Source organism: Pseudomonas sp. zfem002, from assembly GCF_032621685.1.
Classification (GTDB): domain Bacteria; phylum Pseudomonadota; class Gammaproteobacteria; order Pseudomonadales; family Pseudomonadaceae; genus Aquipseudomonas; species Aquipseudomonas japonica.
Genome location: NZ_JAVYJH010000015.1, coordinates 109,794 through 125,353 on the forward strand (window position 1 = coordinate 109,794; position 15,560 = coordinate 125,353).

The 15,560-nt window shown below is 65.0% G+C and carries 16 protein-coding genes and 1 pseudogene; 3 read left to right on the plus strand and 14 right to left on the minus strand.

All coding sequences use genetic code 11. From position 1 onward, the window contains the following. Window positions 1–17 precede the first annotated feature (17 nt). Window positions 18–464, minus strand: a complete 447-nt coding sequence (locus RTI28_RS18175; RefSeq protein ID WP_316921747.1) for a hypothetical protein — start codon at window positions 462–464, stop codon at window positions 18–20. Window positions 465–614: 150 nt separating this feature from the next. Between RTI28_RS18175 and RTI28_RS18180 the strand changes: the two genes are divergently transcribed. Continuing rightward, window positions 615–1,043 (plus strand): thioesterase family protein, encoded by a 429-nt coding sequence (locus RTI28_RS18180; protein WP_316921748.1) that lies wholly within the window; start codon window positions 615–617, stop codon window positions 1,041–1,043. A 2-nt stretch (window positions 1,044–1,045) separates the two neighbouring features. Here RTI28_RS18180 and RTI28_RS18185 read toward each other — a convergent pair whose 3' ends face one another. The 10 genes from RTI28_RS18185 to RTI28_RS18230 all read right to left on the minus strand — a co-directional run bounded on the left by RTI28_RS18185 (window position 1,046) and on the right by RTI28_RS18230 (window position 10,500). Next, window positions 1,046–1,702, minus strand: a complete 657-nt coding sequence (locus tag RTI28_RS18185; RefSeq protein WP_316921749.1) for a response regulator transcription factor — start codon at window positions 1,700–1,702, stop codon at window positions 1,046–1,048. A gap of 147 nt (window positions 1,703–1,849) precedes the next feature. Beyond that, window positions 1,850–2,917 carry a chemotaxis response regulator protein-glutamate methylesterase gene (locus RTI28_RS18190; protein ID WP_316921750.1) on the minus strand — a complete coding sequence of 356 codons (1,068 nt, stop codon included), beginning with the start codon at window positions 2,915–2,917 and terminating at the stop codon, window positions 1,850–1,852. After that, window positions 2,914–3,726: a protein-glutamate O-methyltransferase CheR gene (locus RTI28_RS18195; protein ID WP_316921751.1), complete on the minus strand. Its 813-nt coding sequence runs from the start codon at window positions 3,724–3,726 to the stop codon at window positions 2,914–2,916. Before RTI28_RS18195 ends, RTI28_RS18190 begins: the two co-directional genes overlap by 4 nt. Window position 3,727: 1 nt before the next feature. Further along, the gene (locus tag RTI28_RS18200; RefSeq protein ID WP_316921752.1) at window positions 3,728–4,231 is read right to left on the minus strand and encodes a chemotaxis protein CheW; all 504 of its coding nucleotides are present in this window, start codon (window positions 4,229–4,231) and stop codon (window positions 3,728–3,730) included. 11 nt (window positions 4,232–4,242) lie between these two features. Further along, a complete protein-coding gene (locus RTI28_RS18205) occupies window positions 4,243–5,865 on the minus strand; it encodes a methyl-accepting chemotaxis protein (RefSeq protein WP_316921753.1) in 1,623 nt (540 codons plus the stop codon). Next, window positions 5,856–7,892, minus strand: a complete 2,037-nt coding sequence (locus RTI28_RS18210) for a chemotaxis protein CheA (protein ID WP_316921754.1) — start codon at window positions 7,890–7,892, stop codon at window positions 5,856–5,858. The genes RTI28_RS18205 and RTI28_RS18210 overlap by 10 nt, the downstream gene beginning before the upstream one ends. A gap of 3 nt (window positions 7,893–7,895) precedes the next feature. Next, window positions 7,896–8,219, minus strand: a complete 324-nt coding sequence (locus RTI28_RS18215; protein WP_316921755.1) for an STAS domain-containing protein — start codon at window positions 8,217–8,219, stop codon at window positions 7,896–7,898. Further along, window positions 8,219–8,584 carry a response regulator gene (locus RTI28_RS18220; RefSeq protein WP_316921756.1) on the minus strand — a complete coding sequence of 122 codons (366 nt, stop codon included), beginning with the start codon at window positions 8,582–8,584 and terminating at the stop codon, window positions 8,219–8,221. Before RTI28_RS18220 ends, RTI28_RS18215 begins: the two co-directional genes overlap by 1 nt. Before the next feature lie 17 nt (window positions 8,585–8,601). Next, the gene (locus RTI28_RS18225) at window positions 8,602–9,687 is read right to left on the minus strand and encodes a methyl-accepting chemotaxis protein (protein ID WP_410479010.1); all 1,086 of its coding nucleotides are present in this window, start codon (window positions 9,685–9,687) and stop codon (window positions 8,602–8,604) included. A gap of 339 nt (window positions 9,688–10,026) precedes the next feature. After that, on the minus strand, window positions 10,027–10,500 hold the full coding sequence (locus RTI28_RS18230; RefSeq protein ID WP_316921758.1) for a glycine zipper domain-containing protein: 474 nt from the start codon (window positions 10,498–10,500) through the stop codon (window positions 10,027–10,029). Between the two features lie 396 nt (window positions 10,501–10,896). On the opposite strand from RTI28_RS18230, the pseudogene RTI28_RS18235 reads away from it, so the two are divergent. Both RTI28_RS18235 and RTI28_RS18240 read left to right on the plus strand, forming a co-directional pair. After that, window positions 10,897–11,364 (plus strand): annotated as a pseudogene (locus tag RTI28_RS18235) (MarR family transcriptional regulator); the annotation flags it as partial. Continuing rightward, on the plus strand, window positions 11,365–12,072 hold the full coding sequence (locus tag RTI28_RS18240) for a hypothetical protein (protein ID WP_316921759.1): 708 nt from the start codon (window positions 11,365–11,367) through the stop codon (window positions 12,070–12,072). Between the two features lie 3 nt (window positions 12,073–12,075). On the opposite strand, the gene RTI28_RS18245 is transcribed toward RTI28_RS18240, so the two are convergent. Genes RTI28_RS18245 through RTI28_RS18255 form a run of 3 tightly spaced genes read right to left on the minus strand, consistent with a single transcriptional unit; the run spans window position 12,076 to window position 15,382 of the window. Next, window positions 12,076–12,999 (minus strand): aliphatic sulfonate ABC transporter substrate-binding protein, encoded by a 924-nt coding sequence (locus RTI28_RS18245; protein ID WP_316921760.1) that lies wholly within the window; start codon window positions 12,997–12,999, stop codon window positions 12,076–12,078. Between the two features lie 3 nt (window positions 13,000–13,002). Next, on the minus strand, window positions 13,003–14,040 hold the full coding sequence (mgrA, locus tag RTI28_RS18250; protein WP_316921761.1) for an L-glyceraldehyde 3-phosphate reductase: 1,038 nt from the start codon (window positions 14,038–14,040) through the stop codon (window positions 13,003–13,005). A gap of 10 nt (window positions 14,041–14,050) precedes the next feature. Beyond that, a complete protein-coding gene (locus tag RTI28_RS18255; RefSeq protein ID WP_316921762.1) occupies window positions 14,051–15,382 on the minus strand; it encodes an LLM class flavin-dependent oxidoreductase in 1,332 nt (443 codons plus the stop codon). Between the last annotated feature and the right edge of the window lie 178 nt (window positions 15,383–15,560).

Sequence of the window (15,560 nt, forward strand, 5' to 3'; positions counted from 1 at the left end):
CCATTGAAAACCCACTCTCAGACGGACTCGATGGTGAAGTCGTCGAAAACGATATAGGCCCCAGGCCCTCCTGCGACCGACACCTCGATCTTCCTGATCGCGGCCCCGCTGCTGGCGCAAACCACCGGCGTAACGCTTTTTGCCGGAAGCGCAGCGGTACCCAGTTGCTTGCCGGCGGCATCGTAGAACCTGCAGGGGTTTCCCGCTTCATTGCGGTAGTTCACGAAGGTGACCCGCTGCGCACCCGTTCCAGCGAGCGTAACGGTCATGTCGTCGTATTCGCCGTAGTGACTGCCCCACTTGAATTTGACCCAGATTCCCTTGTTGAGTCCTTGCGGGTCCTTGACCGTCTCAAGCTCTGTGCCGGTACCGGAAGGGACGGTGAGGGTAAAGGCCGGACGCGAGATACTCCTGCCATGTGTTTTCACCGGCAGGTCTTCGAAACCATCGACCACGGTAGCCATTGTCAGATCCTCCAGAAGAGTCGGCGACTGTCGACGCCGCTATTGGAGGCCCGATACAGGGGCAGCACAACTGGCATTTCTATCAGGTAGCGAAGTGAGATTATGCTCAGTTGCCATGAGAAACTTCGCAGCCCCAGAAGGATGCAGCAGATGTCCCCCACCGCCCTACGCCCGCATTACCCCTATCTGCACCCACTCTCCAGCCGCTGGCAGGACAACGACGTCAACGGCCAGATCGTCAGCGCCACGGTCTACGGCTTCTTCGACACGGCGCTCCAGGCCTGCCTGATCGAACACGCCGGGCTCGACCCGCAGGAGGGGGAGGTCGTCGGTTTCGTGGTCACTTCCAGCTGCGATTTCTACGCTTCGGCGGCCTTCCCCGACCTGTTGCAGATCGGTGTACGAGTCGAACGCCTCGCCGGCAGTTCGGTGGAATATGCCCTCGCCCTGTTCCAGGTCGGCCAGGAGCAACCCTGCGCGGTGGGCCGGCTGGTGCAGGTATTCATCGAACGCCAATCGGGCCAGCCAGCGCAGTTGCCAGCACGCCTGCAGGCAGCGCTGGAGGCCTTGCGCGGCTGAGCTCAATCGTTGAGCCGGATGATCCCCTCGCGCACCGCAAACAGCACCAGCCCCGGCACATCGTGAATCTGCAGGCGGTGCATGATCTGCGAGCGATGGGCCTCGACGGTCTTCACGCTCAGGCCCAGGCCATCGGCGATGGAACGGGTCGACTCACCACGGGCGATCAGCCGCAGGATTTCCATCTGCCGCGCGGTGAGCTGCATCGCCGCGCTGACCTGCGGGCGCCGGCGGTTCTGCTTCACCGCCTGGCCGATCACCAGCGGCAGCACCGCCGACGACAGGTACTGCCCTCCCCCGCGCAGCGACTGCAAGGCCAGTTCCAGCTCCTGCACCGTCGCATTCTTGAGCAGGAAGCCATGCGCGCCCTGCTGCAGGCAGTGCATGACGAACTCCAGCTCCGAACGCGACGACAGCATCAGCACCGTACAGGCCGGCACCCGCAGGTAGAGCTCGCGCAGCAGCTCCTCGCCGGTCAGGGTGCCGAGGCCGATATCCAGCAGGATGATGTCCGGCTTCAGCGTCTCGGCCAGCTCGACGGTGGTCACCGTATCGCCCGCCTCACCGACCACGGCATATTCTTGTTTTTGTTCGAGCAACGCTCGCAGACCTGCGCGGAACAGGGGCGAATCGTCGGCAATCAGTAATCGGCAAAGCATAGGTTTGAGCCCGTGTCGCATGAGTTTTGATGAACGGATCGTCGCTGCCGGGTGTTGCTCCATTACGGTGGGCATGCCTGCACTTCGGGCACCGCTCAGCGGTGTCGCGAACAGGGCGTCGGAGGGGGTGGTCTGACCTGGAAATGCTCAGCCATTGCGGGCGCTGACGCAGAACTGGTTGATCAGTGCCGGCAGGCGACTCAACGGCTCGATGGTCTGGGCCGCGCCGAGGCGAATGGCTTCCCTGGGCATGCCGAACACCACGCAGCTGGCCTCGTCCTGGGCCACGGTGCTGGCACCCTGTTCGCGCATGGCCAGGAGGCCACGGGCTCCATCGTCGCCCATGCCGGTCATGATGATGCCCAGGGCATTGCTGCCGGCATGGCGAGCGGCGGAACGGAACAGGACATCGACCGAAGGCTTGTGTCGGTTGACGGCGGGGCCGTCGAGCACTTCGACCAGGTAGTGGGCACCGCTGCGCTTGAGCTGCATGTGCAGGCCACCCGGCGCCAGCAAGGCGAGCCCGGTGTGCACGCGATCCAGATGCCTGGCCTCGCGCACTTCGATCTGGCACAGGCTGTCGAGACGGCGCGCGAAATCGGCGGTGAACTTCTCCGGCATGTGTTGCACGATGACCAGGCCGGGACAGTCGGGCGGCAATTGCCGCAAGACGAACTCCAGTGCCTGGGTACCGCCGGTCGAGCAGCCCAGTGTAACGATTCGGTCGGTGGTTTGGCGCAGCGCCGGGGTGGCCGGCGGGTGTTTTTTTTCCGCCGCCGGCAGGACGTGACGGGCCACTGGCCGGGTTTTCGCCGCGTCCTCGATGCAGCGCACCAGATCACCGGCGATGGTTTCCAGGCTCTGCTTCAGACCTAGCCTGGCCTTGGTGAAGACGCCCACCGCACCGGCGGCCAGCGCCTCGACATCGAGGTCATTGCCGGCCTCGGTGAGGGTCGAGCAGATGATCGTCGGGGTCGGTCGCTCGGCCATGATCTGGCGCAGGAAGGTCAGGCCGTCCATGCGCGGCATTTCGATGTCCAGGACCAGCACGTCAGGCCAGTCGCGGCGCATCTTGTCGATGGCATAGAGCGGGTCGGCGGCCATGCCGACCACCTGGATCCCGGGGTGGCTGCCGAGGCACTGGCTGAACACCTGGCGGACCAGCGCCGAGTCGTCGACGATGAACACGCGAATCGGTTTGCTGCGGTCGATCATGAGCGTTCGAACACCGAAGGCCGCACCGGCCGCAAGGGCAGGTCGAAACCGTGGATGCTTTCGGCGTGGCCGATGAACAGCAGCCCACCCGGGCGCAGGCGCTCGACCAGGTTGCGCACGATGTGCTGCTTCTGTGCCGTGTCGAAATAGATCAGCAGGTTGCGCAGGAAGATCACGTCGAACTGACCGAGGCTCTCCGGCATCGGCTGGATCACGTTGATCTCGCGCAGTTGCACCTTGTTGCGCAACCAGCCCTGCACGCGCATGCGCCCCTGCATGTCGTCGATCCCGCACAGGCAATGGCGGTGCAACCAGCCTTCCGGGAAATAGCGCGCCTGGGCCATGTCGTAGATGCCCAGTTCGGCGAGCTCGAGCATGCTCTGGCTGAGGTCGCTGGCCAGGATCGACCACTCGTTGCCGCGGGCGAACTCGGCGGCGGTCATGGCCAGGCTGTAGGGCTCCTCTCCCGACGAACAGGCCGCGCTCCACAGACGCAACGGTCCGCCGCGCGTGCTCAGCCACTGGCCGAGAAACTCGAAGTGGGCGTGCTCGCGGAAGAAGTAGGTTTCATTGGTGGTCAGCAGGTCGATCACCAGGCGTCGCTCGCGGGCGTACTGCGGGTACGCCAGGCAATTGAGGTAATCGTCGTAGTTGTCCAGCTGGTGATGACGCAGGCGCTTGAGCAAGCGCCCGGCCACCAGCGAGCGCTTGTTGTTCGACAGGTGGATGCCGGAGGCATCGCGCATCAGTTGCTGCAACTGGCGAAAGTTCTGTTCGCCGAGCACCGGCAACGAGGGCATGGCGGACATGTCAGTGGACCTTCGCCGCCTGGCTGAGGTGACGGATATCGTCCAGCGACAGCACCTGCAGCATGTTGAGGATGATCAGGAATTCCTGCGCCTGCTGGGCCATGCCCGCGATGAAGTCGGAGCGGATCGCCGTGCCGAAGGCCGGCGCCGGCATGATCTGCCGCGGCTCGATCTCCAGCACTTCGTCCACCTCGTCCACCACCAGGCCGATGCGTTGCAGGCCACCGTCCAGCGGCAGCTCGATGATGACGATACAGGTCCGCTTGCCCGGCGCGGTCAGGCTCAGGCCGAAGCGCGCAGCCAGGTCGAGTACCGGCACCACGTTGCCGCGCAGGTTGAGCACACCGTGGATATAGGCCGGCATCATCGGCACCCGGGTGACCTCGGCGTATTCGATGATCTCGCGCACCAGCTCGATGGGCAGCGCGTAGCCCGCCTCGCGCACGCGAAAGCTCAGGTGCTGGATGGCGTCGGCTTGCGCCTCGATTCGTTGCGGTTGGCTCATGGCGACCTCGCTCAAGTGAAGCTGACGAACTGGCCTTCATCGATCAGCGCCTTCGGCCCGGGGCGCGTCGGTGCCGGCAGGCTGTCGCCGCTGCGCGACGGACGCGGGGCGAGCGTGCCCTGTTCGAAGCGGAAATAGCCGATCAGCTCCTGCAGCTGGCTGGCCTGGGCGTTCATCTCTTCGGCGGTGGCCGCCAGTTCCTCGGAGGCGGAGGCGTTCTGCTGGGTGATCTGGTTCATCTGGCCCATGGCGATATTGATCTGCCCGGCGGCGCTGCTCTGCTCCTGCGAGGCCGCGGTGATCTCCTGGACCAGGTCGGAGGTGCGCTGGATGTTCGGCACGATTTCACCGAGCAGTTGCCCGGCCTGCTCGGCCAGTTGCACGCTGCTGGACGCCACCTGGCCGATCTCCTGGGCCGCCACCTGGCTGCGCTCGGCGAGCTTGCGTACCTCGGCGGCGACCACCGCGAAGCCCTTGCCGTGATCGCCGGCGCGGGCGGCCTCGATGGCGGCGTTGAGCGCCAGCAGGTTGGTCTGGTAGGCGATGTCGTCGATGATGCCGATCTTGTCGGCGATCTGTTTCATCGCCAGCACCGTATCGCCCACCGCGCCGCCGCCCTGCACCGCGTCGTTGGCCGCCTTGCCGGCGATGCCATCGGTGATCTTGGCGCTCTCGGTGTTCTGCGCGATCGAGGCGGACATCTCTTCCACCGAGGCGCTGGTCTGCTCGACGCTGGCCGCCTGCTCGTTGGCCGCCTGGCTCAGCGACTGCGAGGTCGAGCTGACCTGTTCGGACGCCGACGACAGCGCGTCGGCGGAGCTGCGCACATCGCCGAGGATGCTGCGCAGGCGCTCGGTCATGTTCTGCATGGCGCCGAGCAGGCGACCGGTCTCGTCCTTGCGATCGACCACCAGGTCCTGGCTGAGATCGCCCGCGGCCATGCGGTCGGCGGCCTGCACCGCGCCCGCCAGCGGCCGGGTGATGCTGCGGGTGACCAGCACGCCGACCAGCATGCCCAGCACGGTCGCGACCACCACCAGGATGATCATCTGCACCCGCGAGCTCTCGGCGATCGCGGTGATCGAGGCGTTGGCTTCACCGGCGCGCTTCTGCTTGGCCTCGCTGGCTTCGCCGAGCAGGCGATCGACTTCGTTGGCCGCGGCGCTGTTGCGCGGCATCAGTTCCATGGCAGCACTCATGGTCTGCAGCTCGCCGGAATGGCGATGGGTGTCGAGCACCAGGTTGGCGGCGTTGATGTATTCCTGCAGCGGCCCGTCGATGGCCTCGACCTGCGCCTTGCCTTCCCGGGTGAGGAAGTACTGGCGAGCGCCGGTGAGCAGCTCACGGGTCTTCTCCATCGCGCTGCGGGCGACAGCGGCGGACTCGTCGCGGTCTTCGGCGCTCACCGCCATCAGGCTGCGGCGCACCGCACGGTTGGCCGTGAGCAGCTGGATATTGGCTTCCTGCAGGGTGCTCAGGCCGACCACGTCCATGTCGTACATCCGGTCGGAGAGGTCGTTGACCTGGCTCAGGTTGCGGATGCCGAGGAAGCCGATGATGGCGGTCAGCGCGACCACCAGCAGAAAGCCCAGGGTCAGGCGCACGCCTATCTTCATGTTGCTGATCATTTGCATGGTGACTCTCCGGAAAGGCTGGGCAGGCTCAGGGGGGCGACGAGACGTGGCTCGCTCTCGGCGCGTTGCTGCAATTGACGGAACAGGCTGGGAATATCGAGGATCAGCGCCACCTGGCCGGAGCCGAGGATGGTCGAGCCGCTGATGCCCGAGAGGTGCTGGAACATCTGCCCCAGCGGTTTGATCACGGTCTGCAGCTCGCCCAGCAACTGCTCGACGATCAGCCCGGCCTGTTGCCGGCCCTGGCTGACCACGACGATGTTGCGGCGCGCGCGCGGGTCGCCACGCAAGCCGAAGTGCCGACCCAGGTCGACGCTGGGCAGCGGCCTGCCGCGCAGGTTCAGGTGGCCACCGGCATCGAGGGCATCCGCGCGTTCCTCCATGCACTCGGTGACCATGTCCAGCGGGATCACGAAGTGATCACCGCCGATGCTGACGAGGAAACCGTCGATGATCGCCAGGGTCAGCGGCAGGCGGATACGGAAGGTGCAGCCTTGGCCCGGCTGCGACTCGATCTCGATGATCCCGCGCAGCTCGTCGATGGCGCTGCGCACCACATCCATGCCGACCCCGCGACCGGACAGGTTGGACACCGCCTCGGCAGTGGAAAAGCCGGGCTCGAAGATCAGCGGGTGAATGTCCTGGTCGCTGAGCGTCGCGTCGGGATCGAGCATGCCGCGGGCAATGGCCTTGTCGCGGATGCGCGCGGTGTCGAGGCCACGCCCGTCGTCGCTGACTTCGAGGACGATCATCCCCGAATCGTGGAAGGCATTCAGGCGCAGGCTGCCCTGCTCCGGCTTGCCGGCGGCGCGACGCTCATGCGCAGGCTCGATGCCGTGGTCGATGGCGTTGCGCACCAGGTGCACCAGCGGGTCGGCGATGCGGTCGATGAGGGTCTTGTCCAGCTCGGTGTCGCTGCCGGACAGGCTCAGCTGGATCTGCTTGTCCAGCGCCTGGCTGACATCCCGCACCACGCGATGGAAGCGGTTGAAGGTCTCGCCGATCTCCACCATGCGCAGCTTCAGCGCGCGCTCGCGGATCTGCTCGACGTGCTGCTGCACCGCCTGGACGCTCTCGATGCACGCCGTGGAGCCGCTGCGCAGCGACTGCATGTGGGCGCCGGCGGTGCTGATGACCAGCTCGCCGACGAGGTTGATCAGCTCGTCGAGCTTGTGCGCGGCCACCTTGACCATGCTGCTGCCGGGCGTGTTGCGCGGTTCGCTGCTGGTGGCGCTGACTGGCGCCTGGGTAACAGGCGCCAACGTTTGCGTTTCGAGGATTTCGCTGACTGGCGGCGCAGTGTGGTCGTCCTCCCGCCTCTGCAGGCGCAGGGTGCAGAAGTCTTCGGCCAGGGCAAAGACATCCCGCAGCTCTTCGCGACTGGCGGCGCTGCGCAGGGTCAGCTCGTAGCCCAGGTAGCAGGCTTCGGCGTCGAGGCTGTGAAGGTCCGGCACCGCCCAGGCCAGGGTCTGCAACGACTCGATACGGCCCAGACGGTCGAGGTAGCGCAGGAAGCTGCTGGGCTCGAAGCCGTTGCGCAGCAGTTCGTTGTCGAAGCGAATCGACAGGAACCACTCGTTGATCTCGCCTGCTGCCTCGGTCACCTGCGCGACCGCTTCGCCGCTGTCCGCGACGGCGCCACCGAGGGCCAGGAGCAGTTCGCTCTGGCGCGGGGTATGCGGTGCCAGGGTGGCGTGTCGCGGGTCGATGCTCTCGACCATGCCGTTGAGCTCGTCCATGCACTGCAGCATCAGCGACACCAGCGCCGGGCTCAGCTGACGCTGGCCGTCGCGCACGCCCATGAGCTGGTTTTCCAGTTGATGGGCCAGGGCGACCAGGGGCTCCAGCGAGAAGATCCCCGCCGAGCCCTTGAGGGTGTGCACCGCGCGGAACAGTGCGTTGATCGCCTCGCCATCGTCGCTGGCCTGCTCCAGGCGCAGCAGGTTGTCTTCGGCTTCCTTGAGCAGGTCGCGCGCCTCTTCGAGAAAGCCTTGCAGCAGTTGCGCCCACTGATCGCTATCGAACATCGCTCATTCCTCGCCGACGCCCGCGGCGCCGACCGGGTAAAGGGAAGCGAGGCGCAGCAGCTGCACCAGCGCACGGCCCTGCGCGGACAGGGCGATGACCTGCGCGCCCTGGGCCAGGGTCTTCTGCAGCGACAGCAGCAGTTGCAGGCCGGCGCTGTCGAGTTCGTCCACAGCGCCGAGGTCCAGGGCCCAGGGGCCCGGATCCTGCGCCAGCAGCGCGAGCAGTGCCTGGCGGGTGTCGCTGGCTTCGTAGATGGTCAGGTCGCCGCGCACCTCCAGCCGCGCGGGGTGCAGGTCGCCGGCCGGATGCAGCGTGACGGTGGCCATCAGCCGATCAGCTTTTCGACCGCCGCCAGCAACTGCTGCGGCTGGAACGGTTTGACGATCCAGGCCTTGGCCCCGGCGGCCTGGCCTTCGGCCTTCTTCGCCTGTTCGCTTTCGGTGGTGAGCATCATGATCGGCGTGAAGCGGTACTCGGGCCGGGCCTTGACTGCCTTGACCAGGCCGATGCCGTCGAGGTTGGGCATGTTCACGTCACTGATGATCAGGTTGATCTTCTGTCCGCTGAGCTTGCTCAGCGCATCGCGGCCGTCGCAGGCTTCGATGACCTGGTGACCGGTGCCGTTGAGGCTGATTTTCACCAGTTGGCGCATGGAGGCGGAGTCGTCGACGATCAGGATGGTCTTGGCCATGTCAGGGCCCTCGGCAGTTAGAAAAAGGTGACGTCGCTGGCGGTCGCGGCCTGGCTGTGGCCGGCGCGCTCTTCGCTGGTGGTGAAGCGCTCGCGCAGGCGCGCAAGCCAGGCCTGGGCGTCGTGCAGGCGCTGGTCGCGCTGCTCGATGGCGTCGAGCAATTGCCGCAGGTCGGTCTGCAGGTGGTCGAGCATCTGGTCGGCGCGGTCCTGGAACTGCAGGGCGACCATCACCGCGTGGATATCGCTCTGGGTCGAGCGGGCGTTGTCCTGCAGGCCGCGCGAGGCCGCGTCGAGTTCGTCGAGGTTGCTGCCCAGGCCGCTGATCACTTCGCCGAGCACCTGTTCCAGGCGGGCCAGGTTCTGCTGTTCCTCGGCACCGAGCTGGTTGGCGGCTTCGATGCTGGACTGGATCGCCTGGTTGATCTCGCCGACCTTGCTGTCCATCGACTGACCGGTTTGCGCCGACAGCCGCGAGAGCTTGCGCACTTCATCGGCGACCACGGCGAAGCCGCGGCCGAACTCGCCGGCGCGGGCCGCCTCGATGGCCGCGTTGAGGGCCAGCAGGTTGGTCTGGCTGGCGATTTCCTGGACGTGCCGGGCCATCTGCTGCAGCTCGCCGGTGTAGCCGCCGAGGTGGTCGATGGTGGCGAGGAATTCCTGCTGGCGGCGGCTGCCGGCGGCGAAGGCTTCGGTCACCCCTTGCAGGCGCTGGTTGGCCTGGCGCAGGTTCTCGCCGAGGCCACCGCTGGTGAGGACGTCGTCGCTCCGGTCGAGGCTGGCCTGGAGGCGCTGGCTGATATCGGTGAAGCGGCCGAGCAGGCCGGCAATGTTGTCGGACAGCAGACGACGACTCTGCTGCAGGCTGTCGGTCCAGGACGGCAGCACGGCCGGCAGCAGGCGTTCGAGGGCGTGGGGCTGGAGTTCGCCGGGGTGGCTTTGCTCGGCGAGCGGGGTGATCGTCGAGGCGGCCTTGCGCGGTGCGAGCAACACCGCGCAGGCGGCGATCAGCAGCAGCCCGGCAACATTCAGCCAAGGCAGTGCGGCGAGCATCGCGGCGACGCACAGAACGATCCCTATCCCGATACCTACGTGCATTCGCATCCCTTACGCTCACCGTCCTTCTGTGAAGGCTTCGCATGGTAGCGGTAGTGATTTGACGTCAAAATCGGGACGCCCCTTAAGCCGACCGGGCAGTCATAAAAGTGACTTGGCAAAACAATGCGGGACTGCGTTGACCACTTCGACAGGATTGCCGACTGAAACGCTTTATGCGCTGCGCACCGGAGGATTCCGGTCAGGAGTAGGAGAAGGCGGGGGACGTAGGTGTATGGCTTAAGCCAATGGTGTGATGGCGTTTAGCTTGATAAGAAATTGGTTACAGGGAGTGTGGGGGCTTTCCCGCATTCCGTCCCTCGGCGGAACGGAATGCGGGGCGGTGACTCAGTGGCGCCAGTGGCGCTTGTGCTTGCGATGCCCGTAATGGTGACCACGGTCGTGGACATAACGGCGATCGTAGCCACGGCCGCGATCGCGATAGCGGCGATCGTCATCGTCGGCCTTGTTGCCCATGTAGTTGCCCAGCGCACCGCCCGCGCCGCCACCGGCGGCGGCGCCGATCAGGCTGCCGGTGGTACCGCCCATGCTGCGCCCGACCACGTTGCCGCCGGCTGCGCCGAGGGCGCCCCCGATGGCCGCTTCGCCACGGCTGCGTTTGTCGGCGCCAACAGCACTACCGGCTGCACCACCGAGGCCGGCGCCGATCGCCGAACCGGTGCTGCCACCGATCGACTGGCCGACCACCGAGCCCAATACCCCACCCAATGCGCCGCCAATACCGGCTTCGGTGGTGCCGCCCGCGCTGGCAACGCCACTGAGCAGGCTGAGGGACAACAGAAGAATCGAGGAGTACTTCATACGAGAGCCTCAAAGGGATGACGGGGCCGATCCTGCGTCCCGCACGTGAGGCTGACAACGGAAATCCGACGAGTAGCACGAGTGCAACACATATTTCTAACTTATTGATTTTACTGTGAAACTTATCGTGTTTTTGGTGGTCTTAGGTTACTTGGGAATGGGGCTCTGACGTGATGTCAGGGCCCTTTTTCGTTAGTGCCTGGTCGCCTGCCGAACGGGCGCACACCCGGCGCCCTTGACGGGAAAATTCAGTTGTGTGAATTCTGTCCACATTTTATGGATCGTGGACAGAACAGGGCAATCGCCATGAAAAGCCAAGACATCGTGCTTCTCTTCAAGATGCTCAGCCTCCAGGAGACAGGTGTCTCGACGCAAACGACTCCCGTGCCCGGCGCCGAGCACTACACCCTGCGAGCCCTGTCTGCGTCACTGGGGCTGAGCAAGAGCGAAATATCCAACGCATTGGCACGCTGCCGTGATGCCGATCTGCTCATGGATGATTTCGAAAGCAGCCGCCCCGAGGTGAACCGCCGAGCGCTGTTCCACATCGCCGAACACGCGCTGAAATACTTCTTCCCGGTAAAAGTCGGCGCCATCGTTCGGGGTATTCCCACAGCATTTTCAGCCCCAGCTTTGTCGGAAAGCCTGAAAAGCGCCGGCGAGCTGCTCCATGTCTGGCCCGACCCCGCCGCAACCACGCGCGGACAAGCGATTGAGCCCCTGTACAAGACCGTCCCCTTCGCCGTGCAGCAGGATTCGACGCTCTACCATTACCTCGCGCTGGTTGATGCAATCCGCGTGGGTGGGCCGCGGGAAACCGGTGTTGCGGTCACGCTTCTCAAATCAGCAATGGGGTTGGGGTAGATGGGCGGGAATGCTTCGCACAACCATGAGTTGATCGAATTGGTCGCAGACGGGCTGGGGGAGACGTTGCGCAAGGAGCTTGCCTTCGTCGGAGGCTGTACCACCGCGATGCTGGTAACGGACGATGCGGTCATGGATGACATCCGTTTCACCGACGACGTCGATCTGGTGGTCGAACTGGCAGGTATCGCTGACTGGCATCGCCTTGTCGAACGCCTGGCACAGCGGGGCTTCAAGATTACCGGAGAAGACGAGGTGAACTGCCGGTTCCGTTATCACGGCACCATCGTCGATGTAATGCCTTCCGACCCGGCGATATTGGGTTATGCCAATCGCTGGTTCATCGAAGGGCTGGCGCATGCGGTGACCACTACCCTCGCCCGCGGCCAGCAGATTCGCCTCTTTCAGCCGGCCCATTTCCTCGCGAGCAAGCTGGAGGCCTTCACTGGTCGGGGCAATGGCGATCCCTATCACAAGGACGTGGAGGATATCGTGGTCCTTATCGACGGGCGGCCAGAGCTTTATCAGGAGATCAAACAGGCCGACAGCAGCCTGAGACAATTCATCGCCTCCGGTATCGCCGAACTGTCCCGGCTGGAGGGCATCACCTACGCGATCCAGAGTTCGGGCTCGGTCCGGAGCAATCCCGGCCGTGGAAAACTGGTTCACACACGCATGAACCAGTTGCGTCACTGTCACCTGGATTGACGATCAAGGCACCGCCTTGCGCACCTCCAAGCGCTTCGGCAACAAGCGGTTCTCGTAGAACAGGTCCGCCGTCGCCTGCTGCGCCGCGATCACCGCCTCCGTGATCGGCAATATCGGCGATGCCGGGCGGTTATCCACATAGCCGGCCACTACCGCTTCCGGCAGCCCCATGGACGCGCTCAGCAGCTTCAGGCTTTGCGCCCGCTCGCTGCGGGTCAGGTCCTCGGCGGCGGTCAGTTCGTTCAGCAGGCTGTGGATAAACTCAGCATGCTGCGCCGCATAAGCCCTGCGCGCGGTATAGACCGGCCCGGACAGTCCCAGCCCTTCGCCATCGACCAGCTTGCGGCTGTGCCCCTCACTCAGGGCCAGCGACACGTAGGGATCCCATACCGCCCAGGCATCCACGCTGCCATGCTCGAAGGCCGCCCGCGCATCCGCCGGGCTGAGGTAGACCGGCTGGATATCCTTGAAATCCAACCCCGCCTTGTTCAACGCACGCAGCACCAGGTTGTGCGAACTCGAACCCTTCTGCAGCGCGACCTTGCGCCCCTTCAGATCAGTCACCTGCCGCAGCGCACTGTCTTCTTTCACCAGGATCACCTCGGCCGACGGCTTGGCCGGTTCGGCGCCGATATACACCAGGTCCGCCCCCGCCGCCTGGGCGAAAAGTGGCGGGATATCGCCGGTGGAACCGACGTCGAGGCTGCCGATATTCAAGGCCTCCAGCATCTGCGGCCCCGCCGGGAATTCGATCCATTGCACCCGGGTCTGGCCGAAGCGCTTCTCCAGCAGGCCATGTTCCTTGGCCAGGACCAGGGCAATCGAGCCCTTCTGGTAGCCGATGCGCAATTCCTGCGGATCGGCCACCGCCACCGTCGCCAGGCCCAGCAGGGCCAGGCCGGCACTCAACATTGCCACTGCGTTCATTGGTCACTCCGCCAGCGAGGGCTTTTCCCAGAGGTTGATACCGCCCTCGACCGCATGCCGGTCGATCGCTGCCAGCTCCTCGGCGGTGAAGACAAGGTTGTCCAGCGCGGCGACGTTCTCGACGATCTGCGCCGGCCGGCTGGCACCGATCAGCGCCGAGGTCACCCGGGCATCACGCAGCGTCCAGGCCAGGGCCAGTTGCGCCAGGCTCTGCCCGCGCGCACGGGCGATCTCATCGAGTGCGCGGACATGGGCCAGGTTGGCCTCGGACAGATGCGCCGGCAGCAACGATCCACCGCCAGGCTTGTTGACCCGCGCATCCGCGGGTACGCCGTTCAGGTACTTGCCGGTCAGCAGGCCCTGGGCCAGCGGGGTGAATGCGATCACCCCGGCGCCCAGTTCGTCGGTAACCGCCAGCAGATCCTTTTCCACCCAGCGATTGAGCAGGTTGTAGGCCGGCTGATGGATCAGCAGGGGTACCTTCCACTCTTGCAGCAGACGAGCGATTTCCCGGGTCTTGCTCCCGGAATAGGAGGAGATGCCGACATACAGCGCCTTGCCCTGCTGCACCGCCGTGGCCAGCGCGCCGGCGGTCTCTTCCAGCGGCGTGTCCGGGTCGAAGCGGTGCGAATAGAAGATATCCACATAGTCCAACCCCAGCCGCGCCAGGCTCTGGTCGAGGCTGGCGAGGATGTATTTGCGCGATCCACCGCCCTGCCCGTAGGGCCCCGGCCACATGTCCCAGCCCGCTTTGCTGGAGATGATCAGCTCGTCACGATAGCCCTTGAAGTCTTCGCGCAGCAGGCGGCCGAAATTGGTCTCGGCGCTGCCGTAGGGCGGGCCATAGTTGTTGGCCAGGTCGAAATGGTTGATGCCCAGGTCGAAGGCGGTGCGCAGCAGCGCGCGCTGATCGTCCAGCGGCGTGCTGTCGCCGAAGTTGTGCCACAGGCCCAGGGACAGGGCCGGCAGCACCAGCCCGCTGCGCCCGACACGACGGTAGGGCATGGAGGTGTAGCGATTTTCCGCGGCGACATAGGCCATGGCGTGTTCCTCAGGAGAAGTAGGGATTGTTCGGCCGGCTCAGGCCCAGGTGTTCGCGCAGGGTGGTGCCGGCGTAGTGACGGCGGAACAGTCCGCGCCGCTGCAGTTCCGGCACGACGTGACGCGCCACGTCTTCCAGGCCGCCCGGCAGGTGTGGCACCAGCACGTTGAAACCGTCGGCGGCGTCGTTCTCGAACCATTCCTGCAACTGGTCGGCGATCTGCGCCGGCGTGCCGATCAGGCTGTGATGCCCGCGCCCGCCGGCGATGCGCCGACCGAGCTGGGCCAGATTGAGGTTTTCCCGCTCGGCCAGGTCGCTGAGCAACTGCTGGCGGCTGCGCTGACCGCTGTCGGTCAGGGGCAGCGGCGGCAGCGGGCCGTCCTGTGGATAACCCGACAGATCGAAGTTGCCCAGCATCCGCCCGAGCAGGGCAATCCCCACCTCCGGCTCGACCAATTGCTGAAACACCGCGAATTTATCCTCGGCTTCGGCCTGGCTTTGGCCGGTGACCACGAACACCCCCGGCATGATCTTCAGCGACTCGCGATCACGCCCGTTAGCGGCCAGGCGCCCCTTGAGATCGGCGTAGAAGGCCTGGGCTGCCGCCAGCGAGGTTTGCGCGGTGAACACCACGTCGGCGGTGCGCGCCGCGAGATCGAGGCCAGCCGGCGACGAACCGGCCTGGACCACCACCGGGCGACCTTGCGGGGTGCGAGCTACATTCAAAGGGCCGCGCACTTTGAAGTGTTCACCGTCATGATTGAGCAATCGTACTGAATCAGGCTTGTAGTACGTACCGGTTTTCTTGTCTCGAATGAAGGCATCGTCGGCCCAGCTGTCCCACAGGCCGACCACCACCTCATGAAACTCACGGGCTCTGGCGTAGCGTTCGGCGTGGCCTACATGGGTATCGAGGCCAAAATTCAGGGCTTCGGCGGCCGCATCGGACGTCACCAGATTCCACCCCGCCCGCCCTCCCGACAAATGATCCAACGAAGCGAACTTGCGTGCTACATGGTATGGCTCGTTGTACGTTGTAGTAGCTGTGGCCACCAATCCGATGCGCTCCGTGACCGCGCTGAGCGCCGCCAGCAGGGTCAGGGGCTCGAAGTGGTCGGAACGGGCCATCCTGCTGGCAATTTGCCCTTCCGCGGCGGCAACACTGTCGGCGACGAACAACGCATCGAAACAAGCGTCCTCGGCGATCCTTGCCAGCTGTTTGTAGTGCTGGATATCCAGTCCGGCATTGGCCGGAACATCGGGGTGACGCCAGGCAGCAACGTGATGTCCGGTGGCCATCAAGAAGGCACCGAGGCTCATTTGCCGTGGGCTTTTGCTCATGTCAGAAGTCCTTGCGCAGCTGGATGCCGAAGTAACGTAAGTGCTCCATGAACCCCACATTCAAAGCGCTCAACTGATTCCGGATGCTGTGCTCCCGATTTCTTTCCGGAGCCCGCCGACCATGATGCGACCCGACGCCAAAGTCGAAAAAGTCTACCTCTATCCAAAACCTGTCGAC

Excerpts from the sequence above, each read along its gene's own strand:
- RTI28_RS18175 (WP_316921747.1), bottom strand. The coding sequence starts at position 464 with ATGGCTACCGTGGTCGATGGTTTCGAAGACCTGCCGGTGAAAACACAT.
- RTI28_RS18180 (WP_316921748.1), top strand. The coding sequence starts at position 615 with ATGTCCCCCACCGCCCTACGCCCGCATTACCCCTATCTGCACCCACTC.
- RTI28_RS18185 (WP_316921749.1), bottom strand. The coding sequence starts at position 1,702 with ATGCTTTGCCGATTACTGATTGCCGACGATTCGCCCCTGTTCCGCGCA.
- RTI28_RS18190 (WP_316921750.1), bottom strand. The coding sequence starts at position 2,917 with ATGATCGACCGCAGCAAACCGATTCGCGTGTTCATCGTCGACGACTCG.
- RTI28_RS18195 (WP_316921751.1), bottom strand. The coding sequence starts at position 3,726 with ATGTCCGCCATGCCCTCGTTGCCGGTGCTCGGCGAACAGAACTTTCGC.
- RTI28_RS18200 (WP_316921752.1), bottom strand. The coding sequence starts at position 4,231 with ATGAGCCAACCGCAACGAATCGAGGCGCAAGCCGACGCCATCCAGCAC.
- RTI28_RS18205 (WP_316921753.1), bottom strand. The coding sequence starts at position 5,865 with ATGCAAATGATCAGCAACATGAAGATAGGCGTGCGCCTGACCCTGGGC.
- RTI28_RS18210 (WP_316921754.1), bottom strand. The coding sequence starts at position 7,892 with ATGTTCGATAGCGATCAGTGGGCGCAACTGCTGCAAGGCTTTCTCGAA.
- RTI28_RS18215 (WP_316921755.1), bottom strand. The coding sequence starts at position 8,219 with ATGGCCACCGTCACGCTGCATCCGGCCGGCGACCTGCACCCCGCGCGG.
- RTI28_RS18220 (WP_316921756.1), bottom strand. The coding sequence starts at position 8,584 with ATGGCCAAGACCATCCTGATCGTCGACGACTCCGCCTCCATGCGCCAA.
- RTI28_RS18225 (WP_410479010.1), bottom strand. The coding sequence starts at position 9,687 with ATGCGAATGCACGTAGGTATCGGGATAGGGATCGTTCTGTGCGTCGCC.
- RTI28_RS18230 (WP_316921758.1), bottom strand. The coding sequence starts at position 10,500 with ATGAAGTACTCCTCGATTCTTCTGTTGTCCCTCAGCCTGCTCAGTGGC.
- RTI28_RS18240 (WP_316921759.1), top strand. The coding sequence starts at position 11,365 with ATGGGCGGGAATGCTTCGCACAACCATGAGTTGATCGAATTGGTCGCA.
- RTI28_RS18245 (WP_316921760.1), bottom strand. The coding sequence starts at position 12,999 with ATGAACGCAGTGGCAATGTTGAGTGCCGGCCTGGCCCTGCTGGGCCTG.
- mgrA (WP_316921761.1), bottom strand. The coding sequence starts at position 14,040 with ATGGCCTATGTCGCCGCGGAAAATCGCTACACCTCCATGCCCTACCGT.
- RTI28_RS18255 (WP_316921762.1), bottom strand. The coding sequence starts at position 15,382 with ATGAGCAAAAGCCCACGGCAAATGAGCCTCGGTGCCTTCTTGATGGCC.